General features: G+C 69.9%; 24 protein-coding genes and 1 pseudogene. 10 read left to right on the forward strand and 15 right to left on the reverse strand.

The annotated features are described in order from the left end of the window. Nucleotides 1-37: 37 nt before the first annotated feature. A complete protein-coding gene (locus EAS64_RS31265) occupies nucleotides 38-3,166 on the forward strand; it encodes an AfsR/SARP family transcriptional regulator (RefSeq protein ID WP_246115929.1) in 3,129 nt (1,042 codons plus the stop codon). Here the strand turns inward: EAS64_RS31265 and EAS64_RS31270 are convergent. Further along, nucleotides 3,150-3,893, reverse strand: a complete 744-nt coding sequence (locus tag EAS64_RS31270) for an ABC transporter permease (RefSeq protein ID WP_145858864.1) — start codon at nucleotides 3,891-3,893, stop codon at nucleotides 3,150-3,152. The two genes, EAS64_RS31265 and EAS64_RS31270, sit on opposite strands and share 17 nt — an antisense overlap. Next, complete coding sequence (locus EAS64_RS31275) at nucleotides 3,890-4,849, reverse strand: ATP-binding cassette domain-containing protein (RefSeq protein WP_145858866.1); 960 nt, start codon at nucleotides 4,847-4,849, stop codon at nucleotides 3,890-3,892. Before EAS64_RS31275 ends, EAS64_RS31270 begins: the two co-directional genes overlap by 4 nt. Nucleotides 4,850-4,997: 148 nt before the next feature. Between EAS64_RS31275 and EAS64_RS31280 the strand changes: the two genes are divergently transcribed. The 3 genes from EAS64_RS31280 to EAS64_RS31290 are packed head-to-tail and all read left to right on the forward strand — an operon-like array spanning nucleotide 4,998 to nucleotide 7,992. Further along, the gene (locus EAS64_RS31280; protein WP_145858868.1) at nucleotides 4,998-6,194 is read left to right on the forward strand and encodes a sensor histidine kinase; all 1,197 of its coding nucleotides are present in this window, start codon (nucleotides 4,998-5,000) and stop codon (nucleotides 6,192-6,194) included. Further along, nucleotides 6,191-7,294, forward strand: a complete 1,104-nt coding sequence (locus EAS64_RS31285; protein WP_145858870.1) for a hypothetical protein — start codon at nucleotides 6,191-6,193, stop codon at nucleotides 7,292-7,294. The genes EAS64_RS31280 and EAS64_RS31285 overlap by 4 nt, the downstream gene beginning before the upstream one ends. Beyond that, a complete protein-coding gene (locus EAS64_RS31290; RefSeq protein ID WP_145858873.1) occupies nucleotides 7,279-7,992 on the forward strand; it encodes a DNA-binding response regulator in 714 nt (237 codons plus the stop codon). Before EAS64_RS31285 ends, EAS64_RS31290 begins: the two co-directional genes overlap by 16 nt. A 118-nt stretch (nucleotides 7,993-8,110) precedes the next feature. On the opposite strand, the gene EAS64_RS46265 is transcribed toward EAS64_RS31290, so the two are convergent. The 4 genes and pseudogenes from EAS64_RS46265 to EAS64_RS31300 form a co-directional block, all read right to left on the reverse strand. After that, nucleotides 8,111-8,557, reverse strand: a complete 447-nt coding sequence (locus EAS64_RS46265) for a hypothetical protein (protein ID WP_246115930.1) — start codon at nucleotides 8,555-8,557, stop codon at nucleotides 8,111-8,113. A gap of 386 nt (nucleotides 8,558-8,943) precedes the next feature. Next, a pseudogene (locus EAS64_RS47685) lies at nucleotides 8,944-9,078 on the reverse strand (FAD-dependent monooxygenase); the annotation flags it as partial. Further along, the gene (locus EAS64_RS45175) at nucleotides 9,024-9,281 is read right to left on the reverse strand and encodes an FAD-dependent oxidoreductase (protein ID WP_222849748.1); all 258 of its coding nucleotides are present in this window, start codon (nucleotides 9,279-9,281) and stop codon (nucleotides 9,024-9,026) included. The gene EAS64_RS45175 and the pseudogene EAS64_RS47685, both read right to left, overlap by 55 nt. Nucleotides 9,282-9,291: 10 nt before the next feature. Beyond that, nucleotides 9,292-9,744, reverse strand: a complete 453-nt coding sequence (locus EAS64_RS31300) for a hypothetical protein (protein WP_145858875.1) — start codon at nucleotides 9,742-9,744, stop codon at nucleotides 9,292-9,294. A 64-nt stretch (nucleotides 9,745-9,808) separates the two neighbouring features. Between EAS64_RS31300 and EAS64_RS31305 the strand changes: the two genes are divergently transcribed. Then, the gene (locus EAS64_RS31305; RefSeq protein ID WP_145858876.1) at nucleotides 9,809-10,426 is read left to right on the forward strand and encodes a PadR family transcriptional regulator; all 618 of its coding nucleotides are present in this window, start codon (nucleotides 9,809-9,811) and stop codon (nucleotides 10,424-10,426) included. A gap of 7 nt (nucleotides 10,427-10,433) precedes the next feature. On the opposite strand, the gene EAS64_RS31310 is transcribed toward EAS64_RS31305, so the two are convergent. Then, complete coding sequence (locus EAS64_RS31310; RefSeq protein ID WP_145858878.1) at nucleotides 10,434-11,333, reverse strand: NAD-dependent epimerase/dehydratase family protein; 900 nt, start codon at nucleotides 11,331-11,333, stop codon at nucleotides 10,434-10,436. Nucleotides 11,334-11,476: 143 nt separating this feature from the next. Between EAS64_RS31310 and EAS64_RS31315 the strand changes: the two genes are divergently transcribed. Continuing rightward, a complete protein-coding gene (locus EAS64_RS31315) occupies nucleotides 11,477-11,986 on the forward strand; it encodes a nitroreductase family protein (protein ID WP_145858880.1) in 510 nt (169 codons plus the stop codon). Nucleotides 11,987-11,993: 7 nt separating this feature from the next. Here the strand turns inward: EAS64_RS31315 and EAS64_RS31320 are convergent, their stop codons facing one another. After that, complete coding sequence (locus EAS64_RS31320; protein ID WP_145858882.1) at nucleotides 11,994-12,461, reverse strand: DUF8821 family protein; 468 nt, start codon at nucleotides 12,459-12,461, stop codon at nucleotides 11,994-11,996. Nucleotides 12,462-12,592: 131 nt separating this feature from the next. Here EAS64_RS31320 and EAS64_RS31325 point away from each other — a divergent pair, with 131 nt between their 5' ends. The 4 genes from EAS64_RS31325 to EAS64_RS31340 all read left to right on the forward strand — a co-directional run bounded on the left by EAS64_RS31325 (nucleotide 12,593) and on the right by EAS64_RS31340 (nucleotide 16,887). Beyond that, nucleotides 12,593-14,413, forward strand: a complete 1,821-nt coding sequence (locus EAS64_RS31325) for a flavin-containing monooxygenase (RefSeq protein ID WP_145858884.1) — start codon at nucleotides 12,593-12,595, stop codon at nucleotides 14,411-14,413. 130 nt (nucleotides 14,414-14,543) lie between these two features. Beyond that, nucleotides 14,544-15,005, forward strand: a complete 462-nt coding sequence (locus EAS64_RS31330; RefSeq protein ID WP_145858885.1) for a hypothetical protein — start codon at nucleotides 14,544-14,546, stop codon at nucleotides 15,003-15,005. Nucleotides 15,006-15,412: 407 nt separating this feature from the next. Then, the gene (locus tag EAS64_RS31335) at nucleotides 15,413-15,799 is read left to right on the forward strand and encodes a hypothetical protein (RefSeq protein WP_145858887.1); all 387 of its coding nucleotides are present in this window, start codon (nucleotides 15,413-15,415) and stop codon (nucleotides 15,797-15,799) included. After that, a complete protein-coding gene (locus EAS64_RS31340) occupies nucleotides 15,706-16,887 on the forward strand; it encodes an Ig-like domain repeat protein (protein WP_145858889.1) in 1,182 nt (393 codons plus the stop codon). The genes EAS64_RS31335 and EAS64_RS31340 overlap by 94 nt, the downstream gene beginning before the upstream one ends. 25 nt (nucleotides 16,888-16,912) lie before the next feature. Here EAS64_RS31340 and EAS64_RS47690 read toward each other — a convergent pair whose 3' ends face one another. From EAS64_RS47690 to EAS64_RS31375, 7 genes are all read right to left on the reverse strand, one after another. Continuing rightward, a complete protein-coding gene (locus EAS64_RS47690) occupies nucleotides 16,913-17,002 on the reverse strand; it encodes an SHOCT domain-containing protein (RefSeq protein ID WP_145859133.1) in 90 nt (29 codons plus the stop codon). 220 nt (nucleotides 17,003-17,222) lie between these two features. Beyond that, nucleotides 17,223-17,624 carry a VOC family protein gene (locus EAS64_RS31350; RefSeq protein ID WP_145858891.1) on the reverse strand — a complete coding sequence of 134 codons (402 nt, stop codon included), beginning with the start codon at nucleotides 17,622-17,624 and terminating at the stop codon, nucleotides 17,223-17,225. A 104-nt stretch (nucleotides 17,625-17,728) separates the two neighbouring features. Further along, on the reverse strand, nucleotides 17,729-20,914 hold the full coding sequence (locus EAS64_RS31355; RefSeq protein ID WP_145858893.1) for a S41 family peptidase: 3,186 nt from the start codon (nucleotides 20,912-20,914) through the stop codon (nucleotides 17,729-17,731). A gap of 137 nt (nucleotides 20,915-21,051) precedes the next feature. Continuing rightward, complete coding sequence (locus EAS64_RS31360; RefSeq protein WP_145858894.1) at nucleotides 21,052-22,287, reverse strand: MFS transporter; 1,236 nt, start codon at nucleotides 22,285-22,287, stop codon at nucleotides 21,052-21,054. A 141-nt stretch (nucleotides 22,288-22,428) separates the two neighbouring features. Beyond that, entirely contained in the window at nucleotides 22,429-23,142 is a 714-nt protein-coding gene (locus EAS64_RS31365; protein WP_222849749.1) for a hypothetical protein, read from the reverse strand. A gap of 83 nt (nucleotides 23,143-23,225) precedes the next feature. Beyond that, a complete protein-coding gene (locus EAS64_RS31370; protein WP_145858896.1) occupies nucleotides 23,226-23,465 on the reverse strand; it encodes a hypothetical protein in 240 nt (79 codons plus the stop codon). After that, on the reverse strand, nucleotides 23,462-23,977 hold the full coding sequence (locus EAS64_RS31375) for an HNH endonuclease (RefSeq protein ID WP_145858897.1): 516 nt from the start codon (nucleotides 23,975-23,977) through the stop codon (nucleotides 23,462-23,464). The genes EAS64_RS31370 and EAS64_RS31375 overlap by 4 nt, the downstream gene beginning before the upstream one ends. Between the last annotated feature and the right edge of the window lie 105 nt (nucleotides 23,978-24,082).

Below are 24,082 nucleotides of genomic sequence, written 5' to 3' on the forward strand. Positions count from 1 at the left end.
GCAAGATCAGCGGGTGCAGATCGGGATGCTCGGGCCATTGGAGGTTCGATCGGACGACGGCGCCCTGGCGGACGTGCCAGGCGCGCGGTTGCGCGGGCTCCTGGTCGCCTTCGCGCTGAAGCCGGGGCAGGTGATACCGAAAGCCTCGCTCGTTGACTGGATCTGGGGAGAGCACCCGCCCGCCGACGCGGCGAACGCCCTGCAGCGCCTGGTTTCCCGGCTGCGCAGGGCGCTGCCCGACGTGGCGGTCGACGGGCAGCCGGAGGGCTACGTGCTGCGGGTCGAGCCCGACGCGGTCGACGCAGTGCGCTTCGAACGCCTCGTCATCGCGGGTCAGGCCCGAGGGGAGGACGGCGCACGGCAGGTGCGGCTGCTGCGCGAGGCACTCGACCTGTGGCGCGGTGCGGCCATGCAGGACGTCGGGCTGCTCGACAGCGGCGCTTTCGACGCCGCGGTCGTCCGGCTCGAAGACCTGCGCCTGACCGCTACGGAGGAGTGGGCCGACGCGGAGGCCACCGGGGGACGCGGCGCGGATGTGGTCGCGGAGCTGACCGGCCTGGTGGCCGCGCACCCGATGCGGGAACGGCTCGTCGGCGCGCTGATGCGTGCCCTCGCCGCGGCCGGCCGCGGCAACGAGGCGCTGCTCCTGTACCAGCGCACCAGGGAGACCCTGGTCAGCGAACTCGGCGTCGATCCCTCACCGGGGCTGTCGGCGGTGCACGTGGCGCTGCTGCGGGGCGAACTTGGACGCCGCGAGGAAACCAGGAAGACCAACCTGCATGCCGAGCTGACCAGCTTCGTCGGCAAGGACGCCGACATCGCGGCGGTCCGCGAGCTCATCGCCACCCGCCGTCTCACCACCCTGGTCGGGCCCGGCGGCTCGGGGAAGACCCGGCTGGCCACGGAGACCGCGCGCACGCTGCTCGACGACCTGCCGGACGGGGCCTGGCTGGTGGAACTCGCGGCCATCGGCGCGGACGGCGACGTGGCGCAGCCGACGCTGACCGCGCTCGGCCTCCGCGATGCCCAGCTCGCCGAGGCACCGGGCACGGACCTGGCGGGCAGGCTCATCGCCGCGATCCGGCAGCGCGAGGCACTGCTGATCCTGGACAACTGCGAGCACGTGATCGAGTCGGCCGCGAAGTTCGCGCACCGGGTGCTCGGAGAGTGCCCGCGGCTGCGGATCGTGGCGACAAGCAGGGAACCGCTCGGCATCACCGGCGAGGCGCTGTGGCAGGTCGAGCCGCTGGCCTTGCCTGAGGGCAACGCCGGCCCCGGGGAGATCGAGTCATCCCCGGCCGTCCAGTTGCTGCGGGACCGGGCAAGCGCGGTGCGCAACGATCTGATCGCCGATGCCCGCACGCTGGCGACGATGGCGCGCGTCTGCCGGGCACTGGACGGGATGCCGCTGGCGATCGAACTGGCCGCGGCCAGGCTGCGCACCATGTCCGCCGATCAGCTCGCCAGCCGGCTCGACGACCGGTTCCGCCTGCTGACCAGCGGCAGCCGGACCGCGCTGCCCCGGCACCAGACGCTGCGGGCGGTGGTCGACTGGAGCTGGACGCTCCTTACCGGCGCGGAACGAACGGTCCTGCGCAGGCTGTCCGTGTTCTCCGGCGGGGCAAGCCTGGAAGCGGCCGAGCGGGTCTGCGCCGGCGGTGCGGTCGAGCCGGATGAGATGCTCGACTTGCTCACCGCGCTCGCCGACAAGTCGCTGCTGCGTGCCGAGGACGACAGCGTGCCGCGCTACCGGATGAACGGCACGATCCGGGAGTACGCCGCGCAGCGGCTCGCGGAGGCGGGCGAGTCGGAGCTGGCGCGGCGCGCGCATCTGGCCTACTTCACCGAACTCGCGGAGACCGCGGAGCCGCATCTTCGCCGCGCCGAGCAACTCCACTGGCTTGCCGTGCTCGAGGCCGAACACGACAACATCGGGTCCGCGATGCGCGGCGCCCTCGCGGCCGGCGAGGCGCAGGCGGCGATGCGGCTCGCCGCGGGCGCAGGCTGGTACTGGTGGCTGGGCGGGCACAAGGCAGAGGGCATCGAGCTGCTCACCGCGGCCGCGAACACGCCGGGCGAGGTCACCGATGAGATCCGGGCCCTGGTGTACGCGCTTGTCGTGCACTTCCTGAGCGGCGGGCGCGGCGGCGAGCACGAGCTGGAGAAGTGGATCCGCCAGGCCTACCGCTACAGCCAGCGCACCCAGTGCCGTCACCCGTCACTTGAGATCGTCGTCGCGCTTGAACGCATGCTGCGGGCACCGGACGCGTTCCTGACCGCGTTCGAGCCGTTGCTTGACGCCGACGACCCGTGGGTGCGCGCACTTGCCCGGCTGCACGTCGGCAAGGCGCGGATCGTGCTCGGCCTTGGCGGCCAGGATGGGCTGGACGCGGACGCCTGCCTTGAGGCGGCGCTCGCCGAGTTCCGCGCTCTCGGCGACCGGTTCGGCATCTGGTTCGCCCTGATCGAGCTGGCGGACCGTACCGCCGTGCGCGGTGATCTCGCCGCCGCGTGCGAGTACTACGACCAGGCGGTCGCGGTCCTCATCGAAACGGGGGCCGTCGAGGACGTCATCCAGATACGGTCGCGGCAGGCTCAGCTTTACTGGCTGCTCGGCGATAAGGACCCGAGCGCGGCAGCCATGGCCGAGGCGCAGCGCTACGCGGATCGGGTCAACTGGCCGGACGCGCTGGCCGAGCTGGCGCTCGCGCGGGCGGAACTCGCCCGCTGGGACGGCGACGCACAGGAGGTTCGGCGGCAGCTCGACCTCGTGACAGCCGTGCTTGGCGACGCGGCGGAACAGGCGCACGTCCGGGCGATGACGCACGACCTGCTCGGCTACCTGGCAGGCGACGTCGCCCAGGCTCGCGCGCACCATGCGGCGGCCTGCCAGGCGGCGGCCGACGCGGGGTACCCGCCACTGATCGCGAAGGTGCTCGTCGGGGTCGCGGACCTGGCGCTGCGCCGCGGCCAGGACGAGCAGGCCGCCCGGCTGCTCACGGCGAGCGACGGCGTGCGCGGGCTTCCTGATCGTTCGCACCCGGACGAGGTCCGGGTGGAGCGGACAGCGCGGAGCCGCCTCGGCGACGCGCGGTTCGCCGAGGCGGCTCTGCAGGGCACGGGGACTAGCTGGACCCAGCTGGCCGAGGTCACACTCGCTTCCTGAACGTGGTGACCGCCCACACGTACCCGACGATGGCGATCCCCGCGCACCAGGCGAGGGCGGCGAACATGTAGCCGGCGGACGGCGTTCCCGCGAGCAGCCCGCGCAGCGACTCGATGATCGGCGTGAACGGCTGGTACTGCGCGAACTGCCGCACGCCTTGCCCCATCTTCGCGGCAGGCACGATCGCGCTGCTGAAGAACGGCAGCATGATCAGCGGCACGGTGGCCATGCCCGCCGACTGCGGTGTCTTCGCCGCAAGGCCCATAGCGACCGTGAGCCAGCTGGTCGCGAAGCAGGCCGCCACGACGATGCCGATCACGGCGAGCCAGTCGCCCAAGTCGGCGGACGGGCGGAATCCCAGCGCGAAGGCGACCCCGATGATGGCCGCGATGGAGATCAGGCTGCGCAGTATCGTGACGACGACGTGCCCGGTCAGTATCGCGCCGCGCGCGATGTCCATGACCCGGAACCGGTTGATGATTCCCGTCGTCATGTCGGAGTTCACCTCAGTCGCGGTGGCCCCAAGACCGTAGGCGACGGCCAGCAGGATCATGCCGGGCGTCGCGTAGTCGATGTACTTGACGCCAACGCTGAAGGCGTTGCCGAGCATGTACACAAACATCAGCATGATCACGATCGGCAGCAGGACCGCGTTGAACACGGTGACCGGGTTCCTCGCGGTGTGCTTGAAGTTGCGCCGCAGCATGATGAGAGCGTCGGTGCTCATTGTGCGTTCACCCCCGTGTTTGAGAGCCCAGTGTTTGCGTGCCCGGTCAGGGCAAGGAAGACGTCATCGAGGTCCGGCGTGTGCACGGACAGTTCTTCTGCATTGATCGAGTGATCGCTAAGCCGGCCAAACAGGGCCTGCAGCGATTGCACGCTGCCGTCGCCGGGAAGCCGCAGGGCGAGGTTCTCGTCGTCTCGCGTAGCCCCGGCCAGGACTCGCGCCGCCGCGTCGAGTTCGGCGACGCTGGCGAACCGGAGCCTGATGTGACTGCCTGGGACCTGGCGCTTGAGTTCCTCGGGGGTTCCCTGGGCGACCAGGCGGCCCTGGTCGAGCACCGCGATCCGGCTGGCGAGCTGGTCGGCTTCCTCGAGGTACTGGGTGGTGAGGAACACTGTGACGCCGCCGGCCACAAGGCCGCGGACGATCTCCCACATCGCGCGCCGGCTGCGCGGGTCAAGCCCGGTCGTCGGCTCATCGAGGAAGATGATCTGCGGGCTGCCGATCAGCGTCATCGCCAGGTCAAGCTTCCTGCGCATGCCACCGGAGTAGGCCGACACGAGCTTGCCCGCCGAGTCTGTCAGGTCGAACCGCTCGAGCAGGTCCGTGATGACCCGCTTGCCCTCGCGGGCACCTACGTGCTTGAGGTCCGCCATCAGCTGCAGGTTCTCCTGCCCCGTCAGCAGCTCATCCACCGCGGCGAACTGACCGGTGACCCCGATCGCGGCGCGCACCGCCTTGGTCTGGGTCGCGATGTCGTGTCCCGCGACGAGTGCCGTCCCGCCGTCCGCCTTAAGTAGCGTGGTCAGCACGTTCACTGTCGTTGTCTTCCCTGCACCGTTCGGGCCGAGCAGGGAAAAGACCGTGCCCGCACGGACATCCAGGTCGATGCCGTCCAGGACGATCTTGTCTCCGTATGCCTTCCGCAGCCCCGACGCTGCTATGGCCGAATTGCTCATGTGACCACCATCGGGGCCTGTCCTGACACGGCCCTGACACGGCTCAGACACGGCTCAGCCACGGGGCCTGCTGACCGGGACCGGCCGACGGTGACGGGGCTGAGAAGTTACCGTGGCCGGCGCCGTGGTCCTGGCGCATACTGATCCGGTGGAACCAGCAGCGGATTCCATCGGAGTGCAGATCCGACCCCTGGCCGGCCGGCGCGGGCCCGAGCGCCGGCCAGGGATGGCAGGGCCATCCGACCAGGCCCTGCACTGGCTAGCAGGCTGGTATGCGATCGCCTTGCGCCTCGGTGGCGCTGCCTTGTTCACCGTGGTGGCCGTGCTGGCCGCGACGAGGCAGACCTCCGGCTGGTGGCTGGGCGTCCCGTTGGCGGCGCTGTGCCTGTGGTCAGCCTTCTTCGCCCGTCGGGTCCGCCGGTACGGGTTGTCACCCGTCGTGGTTCTGGCCGACACCGCGGTGATCTCAGCACTTGCGCTGGCGCAGCAGCACCTGGTCCCGGCCGAGCTGATCAAGGACAACACCACCTGGATGCTCCCGCTCGCCTGCACGTCGGTGTACATACTGCAGATCGCACTGCGCCCGTGGCTCGGACTGACCGGAGCCGCGATCGTGGTTATCGCCTACGGGATCGGCGCCGGCGATCCGGCCGATGGCTGGCTGCTGTTGATCGAGACGGCCGTGGCCGCCGGGCTGGTGGCGGTGATCCGCGGCGGCGCGCGGCAGGCGGACGCGGTGGTGGCCGCTGGCCTGCAGACCGAGCGGCAGATCCGGGCCGAGGAGGCGCGGCGTGCAGACGAGCGCGAGCAGCACCGCCAGCTGCACGACACCGTGCTGTCGACGCTGACAATGGTCGCGGCGGGCGCCTTCGCCGAGCCGTCGCAGGCGCTGGCCGCGCAGGCAGCCAGGGATCTGCGCGTGCTGCAGGGACTCGCGGGCCCCTCGGCCGCGCCGAGCGGGCTGATGCCGCTGACCGACCTTGGGCCGCAGCTGGAGCGAGCCGCGGCCAGCACGGATGAGCTGTCCGTGCGGCTGGAGCTCGTGCCGGTCACCCTGCCGTCTCCCGTCGCGGATCAGCTCGTCGCCTGCGTGGGCGAGGCGCTGCGCAATGTCGAGCGGCACGCCGGGACCGGCCAGGCGGAAGTGACGGTCACCGGTGGTGCGGGCTGGACGATCGTCAGGATCACGGACCACGGCCGCGGTTTCGACCCGTCCGTCACCCCGCCGTCCCGCCGGGGCATCCGCGAGTCGATCACCGGGCGGATGCTGGCGGTCGGCGGCTGGGCCGCGATCGCAAGCCAGCCCGGCGCGGGCACGACCGTCACCGTGAGCTGGCCCGCATGACGACCGTGCAGCCTGCCGCCATCCTGTCCGGCCGCTATCAGCGGGCCTTCACCCTCGCCGTGCTCTTCCTCGTCGCGGGCTGGCACCTCGCCGGAGCGGGCGGACAGCTGCTGCACAACAGGACGGCCTACGGATCGTTCGCCTTCCAGGGCGCCATGTGGCTGGTCATGGCGCTGGCCATCACCGCCGGTGCGGTCCTTGTGCTGCGCGGCACGCCCGGCTGGCGTGCGGCATGGACGGTGGCCATCGTCGCACTCGCGGCGAGTACCGTGGCGGCGGCGGTCAGTCCGGCCGGCCAGATGCTCGCGGTCAACTGGGCGTGGGGCAGCGCCGGCTGGACCTGCGTGCTCGTGCTGATGCGCCGCCGGTTCGCCGAGCTGGCGTGGTTCCTCGCCGCGGAAGCCGCGGCCACCCTGAGCGTGCAGGCGTGGGACGGCCTGCACCGCGCCGACCTCGCCGGCTTCCTCGCCGTGCTTGCCTGGTCGACCGGCGCCCAGGTGGCGGTGGCCGCCGGCGTCAGGGCGCTGGATGCCGCCGCCGGGCAGGCCGCCACGGCGGCGCACAGCGAGCACGTCGCCCGCGAGCGGGCCGCCACGATGGAGATCATCCGGGCCGCTCGGCATGCCCGCTGGCTGGCGTTGCAGGAGAGTGCTGTCCCGCTGGTCGCCGAGTTGGCGGCGGGTACGGCGGACCCGGGCGACCCGCAGGTGCGCACCAGGTGCGCGGTCCAGGCGGCCGGGCTGCGCCGGCTGCTCGCCGAGGGCGATGAGGTGCCCGGGTCGCTGGTGCACGAACTGTACGCGAGCGCCGATGTGGCAGAGCGGCGCGGCATCGCCGTCGAGATCGAGACGGCCGGGCCGTTGCCGCCGGTGCCCCGCCCGGCCCGGCGGGTGATAACCGATGCCGCCATAGCGATCCTGACGGACGCGCGCAGCCAGGCGCGGATCACCCTGGCGGCGGTGACCGCGGGAATCGCCGTCAGCTTCGTTGCCGATACGGGCGCCTGTGTGCGGCTGCCGGCATCCGGCGACGGCCTCGTCATCCAGCAGCAGCAGGACGGCGAGATGTTCTGGGCGGAGGTGCGATGGAACAGCCAGTGACGGTGGCGATCATCGAAGACCACCCGGTCGTCACCGAGGGGGTGGCCTCCTGGATCCGGTCCGACCCCGGCCAGCGGGTGCGGCTGGTGCGCACGGCACCGGACCTGACCGGGCTCCGCGCCCCGCCGCGGCAGGCAGTCGACGTGATCATCCTGGACTTGGAGCTGGCAGGCGAACTGGTCACCGCGCAGATTCCCGAACTAGTGGCGGCCGGATACCGGGTGGTGGCCTTCTCCGGGCACACCGATCCGGCGATCGTTATGGAGACCCTGGACAACGGCGCGCACGCCTACGTGTCCAAGGAGGAGGGGCGCGAGCACCTGGTCGAGGCCGTGCTCGCGGCGGCCGCCGACCGGCCGTACGTGACGAGGTCGCAGGCCAGGGCGATGCTTGCCGACCAGCAGCCGGCCCGGCCGGTGCTCTCACAGCAGGAGCGGAAGGCGCTGCTGCTGTGGTTCCAGGGCATGTCGAAGGCCTCCGTCGGGCGGCGCATGTCGGTCAGCGAGAACACGGTCAGGCAGTACATCAGCCGGGCCCGCGCCAAGTACGCGGCCACCGGGCGGACCGCGGCGAGCAAGGACGCGCTGCTCGCCCGCGCGATCGAGGACGGCGTTCTCAAGCCGGGCGAGATCGTGCAGTACCAGTCATTCGCCCGCGGCGCGGCCGATCCTCCCGGCATGGGTCTCCCGGGCCGGTAACCGGCCCGGGACACCCAAGCCCCCCTCACAGCCCGCGACGAAACGGCCGCAGTCGGCGCGCCGGGCGGATGCCCGGGCCGCGGCCCGATCGGATCGCTGGCTGACCCGATAGCTAGCATCACCAATTGGGGCCGGCACTGTCATGACGCCCGATCGGGTGACACGGCGGCGGACCGGATAACGCAACGGGCTGCGCTGCCGTCGCCTGACCTGCGGCCGCCGGCCCGGCAGGCGCGTCCCAGTCGATCTTGTAGTGCAGCATCCAGGCCGCCTTCTCGAGATTCGACAGCCGGGCGAACACCCTGATCGCCGCGGCCATGAGGACTCGCCCGACCGGTCCGGCGGTCTTGGTGCTGTTCTTGCGCGCGGCCTCCTTCGCGATGCGTTCGACGCGCGGGCGGCGCGTTGCCTCGTAGGCCGCGAAGGCGTCCTCGGCCGCCGGGAAGTCGCGCAGGCAGCGGGCGAGCTCGACCGCGCTTTCCACGGCGAGCGAGGCGCCCTGGCCGGAGCTTGACGACGGGGCGTGCGCGGATCGCCGACCAGGACCATCCGGCCCCGGTGCCATGCGGGCACACTCGGCATGCTCTCCATCGCACCGACAACCAGCAGGTCGGCCGGGTTGGTCCGGCCGATCATCCGGGCCGCGGGAGTCTGGTCCTCGGCGAACGCCGCCGCCAGCCGCCTGAGCCATTCCCCTGGCGGAGTCTGGCGGGCCTCCGCCGGGCTGAGCGGATGGTCCGCGGGCAGGTTGGCGAACCACCCGGCCGTGCCGTCATCGAAGACCTGAAAGCCGAAGAAGGCGTGCTTGCCGAGGACCATCGGCATCCGGCCCCCTGTGGAGGCCGTCCCGGGGTCGGACACCGCCGCGCCGAAGCTGATCAGGCCGGCGTACTGCGGCGCGGGCGCTTGCGGGTCGATCAGCTCGCGCACCAGGGAGCGGATCCCGTCGGCGCCGACGAGCAGGTCGGCGGTCGCCTCGGTGCCGTCATCGAACAGTGCCGTGATGGCTCCAGGCTCCTCGCGAACGCCGGTCAGCCGATTGCCGAACTCGATCCGGATTCCGCGGCGGGCCGCCTCCTCGTGCAGGGCACGGTAGAGGTCCGACCGGTAGAAGAACTGCATCGGGGCGCGGCCAGCCCGTTCGGTGCCAGGCTGAACCCCCCGCCCGCGCCGACGGCGCGGGCGGGGTGGGCCTCATACACAACGGCGTCAATGCCGGCCTTCTGCAGTGCCATGGCGGTCACGGGGCCGGCGATCCCGCCGCCGATGATCAATGCGGTGCGTGTCATCTCAGTCTCCTTAAGCGTTCTGGCCGGCGTCGCTGCGCTCGGCGGTCCTGTGGATGCGGTGGGCCTCCCGCAGCCGGGCCAGGGAGGCGAGCGAGTAGAGCTCGGCCGTGCCGCCGCGCCGGACGATCACCCGGCTGGCCGTGGCCCGGCCATGCAGCCGCACGGTCGCGGGCAGCTCGGGTGCCTGATCGTCCTTGACCCGGCCGCGGCCGGCGAAGTGCAGGTCCCACTGTTCGACGGCGGCGTCGTCGGCCAGCAGCAGGGTGAGGGTGGAGCCGTCAAGCTCCAGCAGCAGCTCGATCTCGTCGCGCCCGGCCGCACGCAGGTCGAGCAGCACCGTGCTCTTGCGCGAGCGCACGTGGAACGCGCGGTCTGCTGTCCAGTCTCCGAAGTGCTTGAGCACGGTGTGGTCGGCGTGGATGCGGGTGGCTGAGCTCGCCGGGCGAGCGGTCATCGTCGTCATGCCGCTATAGTTGCATTGCAACTAGTTGCATGTCAACTAGTAACGTTGCCTCTATGATAAAGCCATGACGCAGACCGTCCGCAGCTCCCCGCTCGCCCTCACCGTGCTCGGCATGCTGCACACGCGGCCGCTCCACCCGTACGGCATCCAGCGGCTGATCAAGCAGTGGGGCAAGGACCAGGTGGTCAACGTCGGGCAGCGGACGAGCCTGTACCGGACCATCGAGCGGCTGGAAGAGAGCGGTCTTGTCGCGGTCCGGACGACCGGCAGGGACCAGCAGTACCCGGAGCGGACCGTCTACGAGATCACCGACGCCGGCCGGGCAGCGACCAGGCAGTGGCTTGAAGACATGCTGGCGGAGCCCAAGCGGGAGTACCCAGAGTTCCCCGTGGCGCTCTCGCACCTGATGATGCTCACGCCCGCGGAGGCGCTGGACCAGCTCGAACGCCGCGAGCAGGCGCTCGCGGCCCTGCACGCCGGCCTCGAGGCGGGACTCGCCGCGACCGCGGGCCTGCCGCGCGTGCTGATGCTGGAGTCCGAGTACGTGGCCGCCACCTCCGCGGCCCAGCTCGAATGGCTGCGCGCGGTCATCGCCGATCTGCGCTCGGGCCGGCTGGCCTGGACCGAGCAGGGACTCATCAGTACGGCGAGCGGCGATGCGCAGGCAGCACAGGACGGGTAGTAGCGGCTTACCTGACGACGTTGGCGAGGGCTGAGTCGATGGGGGTGGGCACGAGGCCGAACTCCCGTTCCGTCACGCTTGAGTCGATGGTGAAGGGCCGGCTCCACTGGTAATAGGTGTGCCGCAGCTCCTTGACGGTCGCGTCGAACAGGCCCGCCGCCCACAGGGCGGCGTACGGCATCGACGTGATGCGCGGCGCCGGCGCCCCGTTCAGCTCGGTGAACCTGGTGGCCAGCTCGCGAATGGTGAGCGGCGCATTGGTCGGCACCAGCCAGCCGCGTCCCCATGCCCGTTCCGTGGTGGCGGCGGTGACCAGGGTCGTCGCCACGTCGCTGATCGACGTCCAGCTGTGCGGAACATCGAGCCGCGCGGGCACAAACGCGCGCTTGCCGGCCAGCAGCGGCTTGGCCAGCACGAAGCCGAAGATCGAGTTGGCCTCTATGTAGTCGCTGGCGCGAACCTCGGTCGCGCGGATCTTCCCGGCCTGATGCGCGGCCAGCATGTCGCGCCACATGTCGGCCCGCAGCTTCAGCTTGGGCTGCATCGCGGCCAGCGGCGTAACGTCGGTGATCGGCCCTGCCACCGGCCCGTAGCCGTAGACGTTGCAGGCGCTTGCCAGCACCGCGCCGCTTGACTCGGCCGCGCGCAGCAGGGCCTGGTTCAATGGCGGCCAGTCGGTGAGCCACTGGTCGTACGGGGGATTCGCGCAGTTGTACAGCGCGCCGGCGCCCTTGGCGAGATCACCGAGCCGCGCCGAGTCGGTCGCGTCCGCGGCCACCCGCTCGACCTCCGGGCGCTCCGGGCCGCTTCCCCGCCTGGTGATGACCCGTACCTGCTCACCGCGGTCGGCAAGCAGGTTTGCGGTGGCGGTGCCGACCGGGCCGGCGCCGACGATCACGTGCAGCATGTCAGACTCCCATCGTGAACGAGAGCATCGCTCTCAGATGAGATCAGTGTGCACGAGTGCCTGGGCGCATGTCAAGAGCAGTGCTCTCGAATGTGTGCAGCGATCTTGAATGAATAAGCCCGTGCTTGGTGTTGAGACCTGACATGCAGACCTGGGAAGCCATCGAGTCGCGTCGCAACGTACGATCCTTCACCGACCGCGCGATTCCGGCGGCAGATCTAGACCGGATTCTTGAGGCGGGCCGCAGGTCTCCGTCCTCACAGAACTGGCAGCCGTGGGACTTCATCCTCGTCACCGACCGCGAGCAGCTGCGCGAACTGGCAAAGGTCTTCGCGGGAGCCGGCCACGTGGCGGGCTCGGCGGCGACCATCGTCGTGGTCGGACCCGTCGCGGACAACGAATTCCACCGAGCCCAGTTCGACCTGGGGCAAGCAACGATGGCCATGACACTCGCGGCCACTGACCTGGGCATCGGCAGCTGTCACGCGGGCGTCGCCGATATGCGGCTCGCCCGTGACGTGCTCGGCCTGCCCGGCGACCGTGACTGGGCGCTGCTCGTATCGCTCGGCTACCCGGCCGACCGCCCGCTCACGCCGGTCAAGAATCCCAAGCGCCGGCCGTTCAGCGACGTCGTGCACCGCGGCCGCTGGTAACCCGGGTTCAGTATTCGCCCTTGATCACGAAGAAGGAGCCGCGTATGGTTCCGGCCAGCTTCGACTTCTGCCGGGCGAACTTAAAGCCTGCCGCCCCCAGTTCCGCTGGGACTTCCATGCCTTCGGAGAGCTTGAACCCGACGGCGCGCTTCCCGGCGTCCGCGATGGTGTACATCACGTTGATCGACAAGCCGGACTCGTAGAACACGTACGCCATCCGGATACCGTCCACCTCGAAGGAAGTCACCTCAAGCGGACGGGCGGCGATGTCGAGCTTGCGCTCGTCGGCGAGGATGCGGTTCACGTAGTCGAGAGTCTCCGGTTCCTCGCTGGCGGGGCTCACGGTGAAGACGTGACCGTACTTGTTCTTGAAGTAGCGCGCCTCGTTGGCCCGCAGCCCGGCGAGAGCCTCCGCGACCGGAGACGTCTCCAACCCGACGGCGGACACGTCCTCGAAGTCGACGACGTACGGCATGTGGCCCCTCCCGATGACGATCCCTGCCCGATGACGATCCGTGCAGGCAACGGTAACGGACGGGCGACCTGGATCGCCGAGTGCGGTGCACCTAGGCTGGCAAGACAGCCGTCCCATGGCGAGGAGGCCACGTGACCCAGACCGTCGACCAGCAGGCGAGCGCTGCCGCGTCCGAAACCGACGCGTGGCTCAGCGCGTTCCAGCAGGCACTCACGGCACGCGACGCCGACGCCGCGGCGGCGCTGTTCGCCGACGAGAGCTACTGGCGCGACATCGTCTCGTTCACCTGGAACATCACCACGGCCGAGGGGAGCGCGGGTGTCGCGGACATGCTGCGCGCCACCCTCGACGACGTCGATCCCGTGGGCTTCCGTGTCACCGAGGAGCCGGCCGAGGCGGACGGTGTGATCACCGCGTGGCTCGCCTTCGAGACCAGGGCGGGGCGGGGCAGCGGGTTGCTGCGGCTGGTCGGCGGCAAGGCGTTCACGCTGCTCACGACCCTCGACGAGCTCAAGGGGCACGAGGAGCCCGCCAACGACCGGCGGCCCAAGGGCGTGCGCCACGGCGCCTTCCGTGACCGGGAAACGTGGGCAGAGGGCCGGGTCCGTGAGGCCACCGAGCTCGGCTACACCGTGCAGCCAGAGGTGCTGATCATCGGCGGCGGCCAGGGTGGCATCGCGCTCGGCGCGCGGCTGCGGCAGCTCGGGGTCCCGACGATCATCGTCGAGCGGAACGAGCGGCCCGGTGACTCGTGGCGCAAGCGCTACAAGTCCCTCGCGCTGCACGACCCGGTCTGGTACGACCACCTGCCCTACATTCCGTTCCCGGCCGGCTGGCCGGTGTTCTCACCGAAGGACAAGATCGGCGACTGGCTCGAGATGTACGCGAAAGTCATGGAGCTCAACTACTGGGGCTCCACGACCTGCAAGTCCGCCGTCCGAGAGGGTGACGGCTGGGTCGTCGTCGTCGAGCGCACCGGGGCTGACGGCACAGTCGAGGAGATCACGCTCCGGCCCAGGCAGCTGGTACTGGCTTTGGGAGCATCCGGCCTGCCGAGCGTCCCGGAGATCCCCGGCAGCGAGAAGTTCCGCGGCGACCAGCACCACTCGTCGGCTCACCCGGGTCCCGACCGGTACAAGGGCAAGCGGGCCGTGGTGATCGGGTCGAACAACTCCGCGCACGACATCTGCGCCGCGCTGTGGGAAGCCGGCGCCGACGTCACCATGGTGCAGCGCAGCTCGACGCACGTCGTGCGGTCCGACTCGCTGATGGACCTCGGCCTCAGCGACCTGTACTCCGAGCGCGCCGTCGCCGCCGGCATGACCACGTTCAAGGCCGACACGATCTTCGCCTCGCTGCCTTTCCGGTTCCTGCCCGCGGTGCAGACCCCGGTGTACAACGCCATCAGGGAGCGCGACGCCGAGTACTACCGGCGGCTGGAGCAGGCAGGCTTCGACCTCGACTTCGGCGAGGACGACTCGGGCCTGTTCCTCAAGTACCTGCGGCGCGGGTCCGGTTACTACATCGACGTCGGCGCGTCGGAACTTGTCGCGAACGGCGACGTCAAGCTGGCCAAGGGGCAGGTGACCGAGCTGACCGAGGATGCGGTCGTCCTCGATGACGGCACGAGGCTCCCGGCCGACCTCGTCGTCTACGCGACGGGCTACGGCTCCATGAATCAGCTGGCCGCCGACATCATCGGCCAGGACATGGCCGACAAGGTGGGGAAGGTCTGGGGGCTCGGCTCTGGTACGACGAAGGACCCGGGCCCGTGGGAGGGCGAGCTGCGCAACATGTGGAAGCCGACGGCCCAGGAGGGCCTGTGGTTCCACGGCGGCAACCTCGCCCTGTCGCGCTACTACTCCCTCTACCTGGCCCTGCAGCTCAAGGCGCGCATGGAGGGCATACCGACACCGGTATACAAGCGCGCCCCGGTGCACCACACCGAATAGCGGCTAGCACGCGCGGCTATTGACTCTGCGACACGATCTCCCCCACCGTTGAGAGTAACAACGGCAGGCAGCATCGGGGGGACGCCCGCCAGGCTGCACTAGATGCGGTGTCATCGTCGCGCTCTTCGCGATGGTCTTCACCTACATGGCCTTCAACGTCTACATGGCCTTCAACGTCGCCGACCAGGTGTTGCTCGCGCAGGGGCTGCACAATGCCTTCGGCTGGAACGCGAACCTGGTCGCCATCGTGGTCACGGTGGGCGCCGCGCTGCTGGCGATCTACGGCTACGACTGGGTGCACCGCCTCTTCCGCTGGACCCTGTACATCCTGCTGCCGCTGATGATCGTCGTCACCATCGGCGTGATCGCGGGCAAGGCGGGCGGCGTGCCCAGCCACCACGCCTACGGCTTCAACTGGCCGCGTCGAAGAGGCTGGCCCCTGCCCGTGCGGAGTGCGGGCAGCTTCGCGATGGTCCACGTCTTGCCGTTCAGGGTCGCGGCGGCGGCCTTGCCGGTGTGCGGAAGCGCGCGCAGGTTGATGTCCTGGCCGCGACCACTTCTTGCCGCTCCACACGTCCGCGAACCCGGCTAGGGGCTCCGGCGGGCCGAGGACGTCGCCGGTATTGCCCACGGCGACGCAGTACGTGGCCGACTTGCACGAGACTCCGGTGAGCGCGAAGCCCGCCGGCGTCGGGAGGGTCTTCCACGCTGTGCCGTTCCACGCTTCGGCGAGCGTGGCTCCGATTGTGTCGCTCGACCAGGAGCCGACCGCGAGGCAGTTCTTCGCCGAGGTGCAGGACACGGCGTCAAGATCGCCGAAGATGGCATTCAGCCCGGTCGGCAGGACTGCAGTGACCGCCGGGCAGGACACGCCGAACAGCTCGTTGGTGTCCCGCCTCTCAATTGCTTCTGTGCGAGAGACGCGGGAGCGGGGGACATGGTTGTCCGGATCGCGCAGCGACGCTCGTCAATTCATGATCTTTCCGGCATGCTTGCGCAATGACAAAACGCGCCACCGTTCTGGCCGCGACGCTCGTGACGCTGGCGGGCTTTGCAGTGCCTCTGGTCAGCACGTCGGCGCAGGCAAAGCCAATGCGGCCAGACGTCTTCCCCGCTGAGTGGTGCGGCAACCAGGCGCCGCCGTGTGTGGTGTCCGCCTCGCGCAACGGTGTCGCCATCACCGAGAATGATCCGACCTACGCGGTATCGGCGGCGGGGTCGCTGCAAGCCGACGGTGAGATCCTCACCCAGTGGGGGATAGCGGACGCGCAGGCACCAGGCTCGTTCGAGACATGGCGCCGGGGGATGCCGGGATTCCGTTCAGCATCACCGTCAACGTCGGCGCGCACCCGCCTCGCGTCGTCGACGAGTACGCAGGCGGTGTGAGCGTCACCGACGCCTTCGACAAGGTGGCCGGCACCTGGGACGTCACCGTGTCCGGCGCGGCTGTCGAGCAAGGGGTAAACGCCGACTGCAACGCGACCACCTGGACCTGCCCGCAGAACGAGACCAACACGATCGTCGCCTTCCAGGGTGAGATCGGCGACTGGCAGCAATGGTCCGATGCGGCCCAGTGGAACGATTTCGACGGCCTCAACCAGTGGACGAACGCCGAACTGAGCGAGATACCGCCGCAGATCACCGGGAACCCGCTCACCATCAGCGAGGAGCTCGGCAACTCCCACGAGTTGAACGGCCAGGTGTTCGAGGGCTTCTGGGACGGGGTGCTGCCCAACGCGCTCCTTGTGGACATGGGCATCAACGACCCGGCCACGCTCACCTCCGCTGGCATCTCGGCCGGCGTGGGGACGGGAACCGTGACCGTCACGCCGGGACCGGCATCGACCGAGATCGTGATCACCGGGATCACGTTCTCGGCGCGCATGGTGCACATCAAGCGTGGCAGCATCACACCGAACGCCCCGACAAAGCTGAGCACACGCCGGACGTCGGCGACGGTGGCCTCCCTCTCCTTCCGCGCGGCGCGAGCCCGCGGCTCTTATGTCCGCTCCTACCAAGGCCGCTGCGTGGCCCCGCATCACCCCACTCGTTACGGCACAGGCTCCGCCTCGCCGGTGAAGGTGACCTCGCTCATCCGAGGGGTCAATTACAAGTGCCAGGTCCGGGCGAAGGTCTCGGTGGGCTACGGTCCCTGGACCGGCTTGACCGCGGCGCGGGCGGCCAGCGCTGTCAGCCTCACCTTGTCCCGGTCGTCGGTGGCTTACGGGCACGAGAGCGGCGAGAAGCTAACCGTCAAGGTCAGCTCCCCGCTGGGCGGCACTCTCACCGGCACCGTCACCATCAAGATCAAATCCACCGTGCTCTGCACCATCAGCCTCGCGAAGGGCGCCGGCAGCTGCACCCTGTCCGCCAAGCGCCTCAAGCCGGGCACGTACTCGCTCACCGCCGCCTACGGCGGCAGTACCTACTACGCCGGCGCCGAGGCCAGCAAAACCCTGAAGGTGACCAAGTAGCGGGCCTCCGCCGATCGAATGCGCCTTAGATCTCCGCGATGATCCGCCGTCGCTTCTCGGCGTATTCGTCCTCGGTGATCGCCTCCATCGCACGGAGGGAATTCAGTTCCTGCAGGCGCTGGGCCGCGGAGGGCCTTGGCGGTGTCCACCTAGCGGAATGTTATTGGCCTTGAGGATCTGGAAGATCTCTTCATTGCAGACCTCCTTCGTCGTGGATGACACCGCCATCAACCCGAACCGATCACTCGCACGGCATTCGCACCGCATTCGCACGGCCAGGGGGCGGCGGGGTAACCCCGCCCCCCGGCACGTTCCCGCCCGCACACGTGGGCTCATTACCCGAGAACCTCCAGGTAGTGCCGGTTGTACATGATGCCGAGGATGTTGCCGAACGGGTCGACGACCGAGGCGGTGACGAATCCGGGGCCACGCTCCACCGGTTCCTCGTAGGCAGTCGCTCCCATGGAGATCAGCCGTTCGTAGCCGGCCCGCACGTCGTCGACGTGCCAGTAGATCACCGCGCCCGCGGCCGTGGCCGGCCGGCCGTTCGGCGCGAACCGGCTGTCGATGATGCCGAGTTCGTGCTGGTAGTCGCCGATGCGGAACTCAACGTAGGCCGGCGTCCCCTCGGCTGGGCGCACGAAGTACGCCTCGATTCCGAGCAGCTCGGCATACCAGGCCCGGGCGGCTGCGACGTCGTCGGCGAACAAGCTGACCGTGGACAGTCCGCGCAACATGGTCCTTCTCCTTCTGTCTGCCAGTGACAGTTACGAGTCTCCGACCTAAAGTGCTCAACTACTGAGCACTTTTATTCGGAAGCTTGGACCGTGCGCGCTGACCGTCAGAGGGTGGGCGGCGTGGCGGGCGGGTGCTGCTCCAGTGCCTGCAGTGCCAGCCGGACGGCGGTGTCGAGCTGCGGGTCGCGGCCCGCGGCCCAGTCGTGCGGCGGAATTGGCACCTCGACGTCCGGGTCCGCGCCGTGGTTATCCATCCCCCAGCCGATGTGGGGCAGCCACAAGGCGGAGGCCGGCTGAGTCACCAGGGTCCCGTCGACCAGGTCGTTGAAGTAACAGCCGATCACGCCGCCCCAGGTGCGGGTGCCGACCACGGTGATGCCGTAGGACTTCAGCGCCTCGATGACGATGTCGCCGCCGGACATGGCGTACTCGTTCGTGAGCGCTACGACCGGCCCGCGCGGTGTCTCGAACGGGTAGCTTGACGGCCCCTCATGCCGGGACAGGTACCAGCCGACGATGCGCCGGCCGAGCCTCTCGGCGAGCAGCATCGAGGCGTCGCCGCCTTGCGCGTCTCGCAAATCCACGATTAGGCCGTCTCGCGCGAACTCGGTGTGCAGGTCCCGGTGGAGCTCCGCCCAGCCCGCCGGATTCGTGCCGGGGATGTGCATATAACCGAGTCGCCCGCCGGAGGCCTCGCGGACCGCGGACCGCTGCCGGGCGACCAGATCGTAATAGCGGGTCGCGTGCTCGCTGGCCAGCGGAACCACGACCGCCCGCCGGTCGGTTCCGTCGCGGCGGAGAGTCAGCTCGGTCGGCTTGCCTGCCGTACCTGCCAGCAGCGGGTTCGGGCCAAGGTCCGGGTCTACCTGGTGCCCGTCCACCGCGACGATGAGATCGCCGGGCGCCGCGGCAATGCCAGGGGCGGCCAGCGGGGAGCCCGCGCCGATTACCGACGACTCGCCGGGCAGGATCCGCGCGATCCGCCAGGTCCCGTCCGCGGTGCGCTCTAGGTCGGCGCCGAGCAGGCCCTGCACGAGCGCCGGATCACCGCCGCCGCCAGGCGGCAGTACCCCGGTGTGCGAGGTGCGCGTCTCGCCCTGCAGTTCTCGCAGCAGATCGTGCAGGTCATCGGCGGAACCGATGCGGTCGAGCAGCGGCCGGTAGCGGTCGCCCGCCGCGGACCAGTCCACGTCGCCCATGCCGGCGCGCCAGAAGTTGTCCCGCATCAGCCGCCACGTCTCGTGGTACATCTGCCGCCACTCGGCCGCCGGCTCGACCGTCACCTGGATGCGGTCCAGGTCGACGCCGACTGCCTTCGCCTCTGGTTCGCCGGCCGGCCTGATCTCCAGTGACTCCCCGGTCCAGTAAGCAAGCCAGGCACCGTCTACGGAGACCGCGAACTCGTTCAGGGCCTCGATCTCGACTGTGCGCTTACGCTGAGCCAGGTCGTACCGCAGGAGTCGTGTCGGGTGCTCATCGTCCGCGCCGATCGAGGCCTCGCCAAGCATTCCGGAACGCGGCTGGTCCAGCCACACAACGCCATACTTGACCGCCCGGAGCTTCTCGCAGGATCCGGCTGCTACCGGGAACGGCACAACCCGTTCGGACAGTCCTGTGATGTCGAGACCAGTCGCGGGGACATGGCCGGGATCCGCGGTGCCTGCCGGACGGTCATCCAGCCGCGGCGCGAACGGCGAGGGTGTCGTCGCCAGCAGTGTCACCAGGTAGGGCCGGACCCCGGGCAGGAACCCGAGATCAAGTCCGTGCGCGTCATAGACCGGATCGAACGCGCGGTTCGACAGGAACGCCAAGTACTTGCCGTCCAGGGTGAATGCCGGCGAGGTGTCGTCGAACCTGGGCGGGGTCACGTCGATGACGGTGCCGTCGGCCAGGCGGGCCAGACGGATGTGCGAAGAGATGCGCTCGGTCCGCCACGGCTGCGACCAGGCGATCAGAGCGGAGTCGGGCGAGAATGCCAGGCCGCTGATCGCTTCGTTGGCATTGTGCGTGATCTGGGTGATGACCGGCACGCCGTCCAGCGCCACCGCCAGCAGCCGGCCATCGGCGCAGGCAACCGCTGCCGTGCGCCCATCCGGTGCGACCGCCAGCTCGAGGATCCGGCCGAGCCGGCCGTGTCCGATCCGCCGCACCGCTGAGCCATCCCCGGGAATCATGTCCACGCCGTCCTCGCCGCCGCTGTCGGACACGCAGGCAACCGCGTTCGCACCGGGGATGAGCACGGGATGGCGACCGCGCACGCCTGGCTCGGCGAGCACCGCCCGGGCCGCCTCGTCCCGGGCCGCCTCGTCCCGGGTCGGCAGCCAGTGAATGGTGCCGTGGACTTCGGCGGCAAGCACCCCGCCGGTGGCATCCAGCGTGAACGAGCCAAGCTCCGACTTCCCCGACACGCGGCGCGGTGCGCGCCCTTGACGGACCCCGCTGAGCCATATGTCCAGGCGCACCGGCTCGGCGTCGAGCGACTTAAGCAGCCAGATCTCCCCGGCCCGCTGGTAGACCACGCGCTGGCCGTCGGTCGTCGCGTTCCTGGCGTAGTACTCGCCGAGGTCGGTATGACGGCGCAGGTCGCTGCCGTCCGGGAGCGCGGAGTAGAGCGCACCTGCCCCCTCGTGGTCCGACAGGAACGCTACGCGGGATCCGACGAACATCGGGTTCACCAGGTTCTCGCCCACGTCGGCGAGGATCCGCGTGTACCGCGAGCCGTCCGGTGAATACCAGATCTTCCCCCCGGAACCGCCGCGGTAGCGCTTCCAGTGCGCCGGCTCGGCCGGCTCATTGTTCATGGCACTGCCGACAAGCACGGCACCGTCGCGTACCGCGACGTCGCCCGTTGCCCCGTAGGCGAGCCGGCGCGCGGTGCCGCTGAGCGGCACCCCGAACGCCCAGGTCTTCATGGTCGCGTGCTGTCCGGTCCCGCTGAGCACGAGCACCTCGGTGTCGCTGACCCAGCCGCGGACGGTAGCGAACTGGTCACCCCAGTACGTGAGCCGCGCGACCTGGCCGCCGTCCACGGGAACCGCATACGCCTCCCGCGGCGCGCGCCGGCTGAGCGACCTGGTCCCGTCGCGGGTCGAGGTCCAGGCGACGTGCGTGGCCGACGGGTTCAGCCGCGGATGCAGCACCGGTGCCCGGTCAGCGGTCAGCCGCCGCGCCTCGGTGCCGCGGCCGTCTGCCGCCTCGCCCACTGAGGCGAGCCAGACGTCATCCTCAGCCACGAACGTGATCAGATCGCGTGCGACGTGCGGGTAGCGCAGATAAGACGATTCGGCCACGTGGCCTCCTTCGGCACTGCGCTGAGTCGCGGTGTCATCAGCGCGCGCTGGCGTTCCAGGAGGTGGATGACCGGGGTTGCGGTGACTCATCGGCTGCGGCCGGGTGTTTTCGTGCCGGGTGTTCTTGTGCCGGGCAGCTACGTCTTGCCGTGATGAGATTCCTTGGCCATGAGGGCGAGCAGGGCGGCGACGGCCAGCACGCCGCTGGCCAGAGCGAACGCCGCCGAGTAGGACGCGCTGTCGACAAGCAAGCCCGCCACTACCGGCCCGGTTACCGCGCCGGCGTCGCCCGCCATCTGGAAGAACGCGATCAGGATGCCGCCCTGGCGGCCCTGCTCGCTGAGCAGGTCGCCGAGCATGGCCGCCGGCGCGACGTCGAGCAGCCCGGACCCGGCGCCCGCAACCGCGAGCGCACCCAGGTACGCCCACGGGCCCGGCAGCACGGCGAGCAGCAACAGCCCGGCCGCGGAGATCGCGCAGCCCGCCACCATGACCGGCCGCCTGCCGACGGTGTCCGCAATCCGGCCCGCGGGCAGCAGCGCCGCCCCGTTCAGGGCGGCGAACACCAGGAACCCGATGCCCGTCCAGGTCGCGGGACGGTGCAGCGAGTCGCGGACGAACAGCGGGATGATCGCGCCGCGGATGCCGAGCACGGCGAAGCCGTCGGCGAGGTTCACCGCGGCGACCGCCCGGTAGGCACGGCTGCGCAGCGCCCCGGCCAGTGCGGCCAGGCTCTCCCGCGGGCTGATGGCCGTCCTCGGGGTGACTTGACGCGCCGCCGGCCTGAGCGCGACCGCCGCGATCACCGCCGGAACCACGAGCAGCGCGCCGTACAGGAAGAAGGGCGCGCGCAGCGACCAGGCGGCAACCACGCCGCCGAGCGCCGGGCCGGTGATCCCGCCAAGCAGGAACCCGCCGGTGTACAGGCCGCTGGCCCGGCCCCGCTGGCTGCCCGGCACGCTGGCCAGCAGCAGTGCCTGGGCACTCACCGAGAACATAGCCGAGCCGAGTCCGCCCACGCCGCGCAGCACCAGCAGCTCGGCGAACGACTGGGAGAACCCGGCAAGCACGCTGCTCGCCGCGACGACGGTGATGCCGATCGCCATCACCCGTCGCGAGCCGAACCGGTCTACGAGCCGGCCCGCCGGCAGCGCGAACGCGACCCGCATCAGCGCGAACGCGCTAATCACGCTGGCCGAGGCGGCGATGCTTACACCGAACTGGCGGGCGAAGGCGGGGATGGCCGGCGCCACGATCCCGTAGCCGAGCGCCACGGTGAACGACACCGCGGACAGGATCGCCGCCTCGCGCGGCAGGCCGGCGAACGGGCCGCGCCGCGTTCTTGAGACGGCTGCGGCGGAGGTAGCGGTCACGCAGGCCGCTCCGCCTGGGGCCGGTCCCGATGGTGCCCGCTGGGCAGCTCCGTGCCCGCGGCCGGCGTCCTCGTCATACCGTCACGCTACGGGACGATCTCACCGTGCGCCGACTGGGTGCCTGGCCGGCGGCGTGCTCGGTTAGCTGACCAACTCGGATTCCGCCGTTGCGATCGCGGTCGTCCAGTTGGTGGCGATCAGGTACTGGGCCTTTGCCAGCGGCAGGTAAGCCTTCTTGTGTACCGCGTTGCAGATCAGTGATTTGAGCTTGTCCTCGACCCGGTCCTTCGGGTTGTTGACGCCGGCGGCGCGGGCCTTGTTCGGCTCCGGCCACAGGTTCAGCGCGGAATTAGGATCGCCGCCGAGCTCGAGTGAAATCAGGTGGTCGTACTCGGTGGTTGAGGCCTTCCCGGTGAAGCCGTAGGCAGCCTCGCTGGCCTTTTTCTCCCGGCCGGTGATGCTCGCGGGCGGGCGGATGGACGCCGTATAGCCCGACTTGCAGATGGTCGAGGCGAGGTCAGCCTGGGTGACCCGGGGATTGGTGGCGCCCGGGGTGCAGCGGGGGTCGGGGAGATAGTCGCCGGCCGACGCGCTGAGCACGACGTAATGGCAGGTGCCGGGCGCGGGCTGGGGCTGGACGCGGTACGTCGCTTGCGGGCCAGGTCCAGCAACCGGGCCGGAGGTACTAGCCGCGATGGCGGAGGACGTCGCCGGAGATGACGTGCCTGGCGACGAGGCTGCGCTGCTGAGCGCGCTGCCGAGAGCCCCGCAGCCCGTTACGAGCAGGGCGAGCGGCACCGCAACCCCGACCCGAATCCCGCTTGCTACCGCCGCCTTATTCCTGAGCCGAGCCATCCCGCTCTCCGTCCCCCGCGCCTTGCCTGCCGGACCATGTTCTGCGTGGAGTATCGCAGAATGCGGCGGGGTTCAGGCAGTTCCTAATGCAGCACTCGTGTAAGTGAACGGGCGTCTGGTCGATCCTCCTGGCGCCCCAGTTCCGCGAGCCGCCTTACCTTGTCCGCGAGTTCCTCTGCCTCATCCGGCTGAAGGGTCACGACCTCGGCGCCGATCCGGAACGACACCTCGCCGCCTGGCGACAGGGCGACCTTGAGGTTCCAGAAGCCCTGCGGGGACTCTCGCAGCAGCTCGGCCGGGGTGAGTGTTTTAGTGGCGCTCATGCGCTAGTGCCTACTCTCGGCGGAACGGTGGCGAACTCACCTGCTGGGGTCAGCCAGATCGTCGTCCCGGAGGTGTGGCTGAACAGCACCAACGGCTCGGCTTCTGGTGACTGCCAGCTCTCCAGCCGGTATCCCCTTGCTGCCATCTCCGGGTTGGCCATGTCGTGCGCCTTCAGGTGGCACGGCCTGCAAAGGAGTGTCGTGTTCGCGAACCCGAACGCGATCACCGGATCCGCGCTAGACCCGCGGACGCGCCTGACGCGGTGATGGACATCGGTCCCCGCAGCAAGGCAGGCCAGGCAGGAGCCGCAATCGCGCTCATATACCCGCTTCTTGGCCGTCTCCCAGGCGAGTGCCTCGACCGAGACCGGATCGGCCCCGGTAATCCTCGCTGCTGCGGCGACCGTCTCCCGGCCGGCTAGGACCATGCTGGCGGCTTCGGTGACCGAGCCGGGCGGAGAGCAGCGGCGCGGCGGCATCGAGGCGGTCCCCTGAAGGCCCCCTCCGGCCATGAGGGGAGTGGTTCGAACAAATATCGGGCTTCTTCTTATGCCGTCATCCCCATCAGCCTCCGCGAAGGTGGCGCTTTTGGGCGTGATGAGGCCGATTGAGGTGCA

The organism is Trebonia kvetii, from assembly GCF_007827045.1.
In the GTDB taxonomy this organism is placed as follows: Bacteria; Actinomycetota; Actinomycetes; order Streptosporangiales; family Streptosporangiaceae; genus Trebonia; species Trebonia kvetii.

Excerpts from the sequence above, each read along its gene's own strand:
- EAS64_RS31270 (WP_145858864.1), bottom strand. The coding sequence starts at position 3,893 with ATGAGCACCGACGCTCTCATCATGCTGCGGCGCAACTTCAAGCACACC.
- EAS64_RS31275 (WP_145858866.1), bottom strand. The coding sequence starts at position 4,849 with ATGAGCAATTCGGCCATAGCAGCGTCGGGGCTGCGGAAGGCATACGGA.
- EAS64_RS31285 (WP_145858870.1), top strand. The coding sequence starts at position 6,191 with ATGACGACCGTGCAGCCTGCCGCCATCCTGTCCGGCCGCTATCAGCGG.
- EAS64_RS31290 (WP_145858873.1), top strand. The coding sequence starts at position 7,279 with ATGGAACAGCCAGTGACGGTGGCGATCATCGAAGACCACCCGGTCGTC.
- EAS64_RS46265 (WP_246115930.1), bottom strand. The coding sequence starts at position 8,557 with ATGGCACCGGGGCCGGATGGTCCTGGTCGGCGATCCGCGCACGCCCCG.
- EAS64_RS45175 (WP_222849748.1), bottom strand. The coding sequence starts at position 9,281 with ATGACACGCACCGCATTGATCATCGGCGGCGGGATCGCCGGCCCCGTG.
- EAS64_RS31300 (WP_145858875.1), bottom strand. The coding sequence starts at position 9,744 with ATGACGACGATGACCGCTCGCCCGGCGAGCTCAGCCACCCGCATCCAC.
- EAS64_RS31305 (WP_145858876.1), top strand. The coding sequence starts at position 9,809 with ATGACGCAGACCGTCCGCAGCTCCCCGCTCGCCCTCACCGTGCTCGGC.
- EAS64_RS31310 (WP_145858878.1), bottom strand. The coding sequence starts at position 11,333 with ATGCTGCACGTGATCGTCGGCGCCGGCCCGGTCGGCACCGCCACCGCA.
- EAS64_RS31315 (WP_145858880.1), top strand. The coding sequence starts at position 11,477 with ATGCAGACCTGGGAAGCCATCGAGTCGCGTCGCAACGTACGATCCTTC.
- EAS64_RS31320 (WP_145858882.1), bottom strand. The coding sequence starts at position 12,461 with ATGCCGTACGTCGTCGACTTCGAGGACGTGTCCGCCGTCGGGTTGGAG.
- EAS64_RS31330 (WP_145858885.1), top strand. The coding sequence starts at position 14,544 with ATGGTCTTCACCTACATGGCCTTCAACGTCTACATGGCCTTCAACGTC.
- EAS64_RS31335 (WP_145858887.1), top strand. The coding sequence starts at position 15,413 with ATGACAAAACGCGCCACCGTTCTGGCCGCGACGCTCGTGACGCTGGCG.
- EAS64_RS31340 (WP_145858889.1), top strand. The coding sequence starts at position 15,706 with ATGGCGCCGGGGGATGCCGGGATTCCGTTCAGCATCACCGTCAACGTC.
- EAS64_RS31350 (WP_145858891.1), bottom strand. The coding sequence starts at position 17,624 with ATGTTGCGCGGACTGTCCACGGTCAGCTTGTTCGCCGACGACGTCGCA.
- EAS64_RS31365 (WP_222849749.1), bottom strand. The coding sequence starts at position 23,142 with ATGGCTCGGCTCAGGAATAAGGCGGCGGTAGCAAGCGGGATTCGGGTC.
- EAS64_RS31370 (WP_145858896.1), bottom strand. The coding sequence starts at position 23,465 with ATGAGCGCCACTAAAACACTCACCCCGGCCGAGCTGCTGCGAGAGTCC.
- EAS64_RS31375 (WP_145858897.1), bottom strand. The coding sequence starts at position 23,977 with ATGGCCGGAGGGGGCCTTCAGGGGACCGCCTCGATGCCGCCGCGCCGC.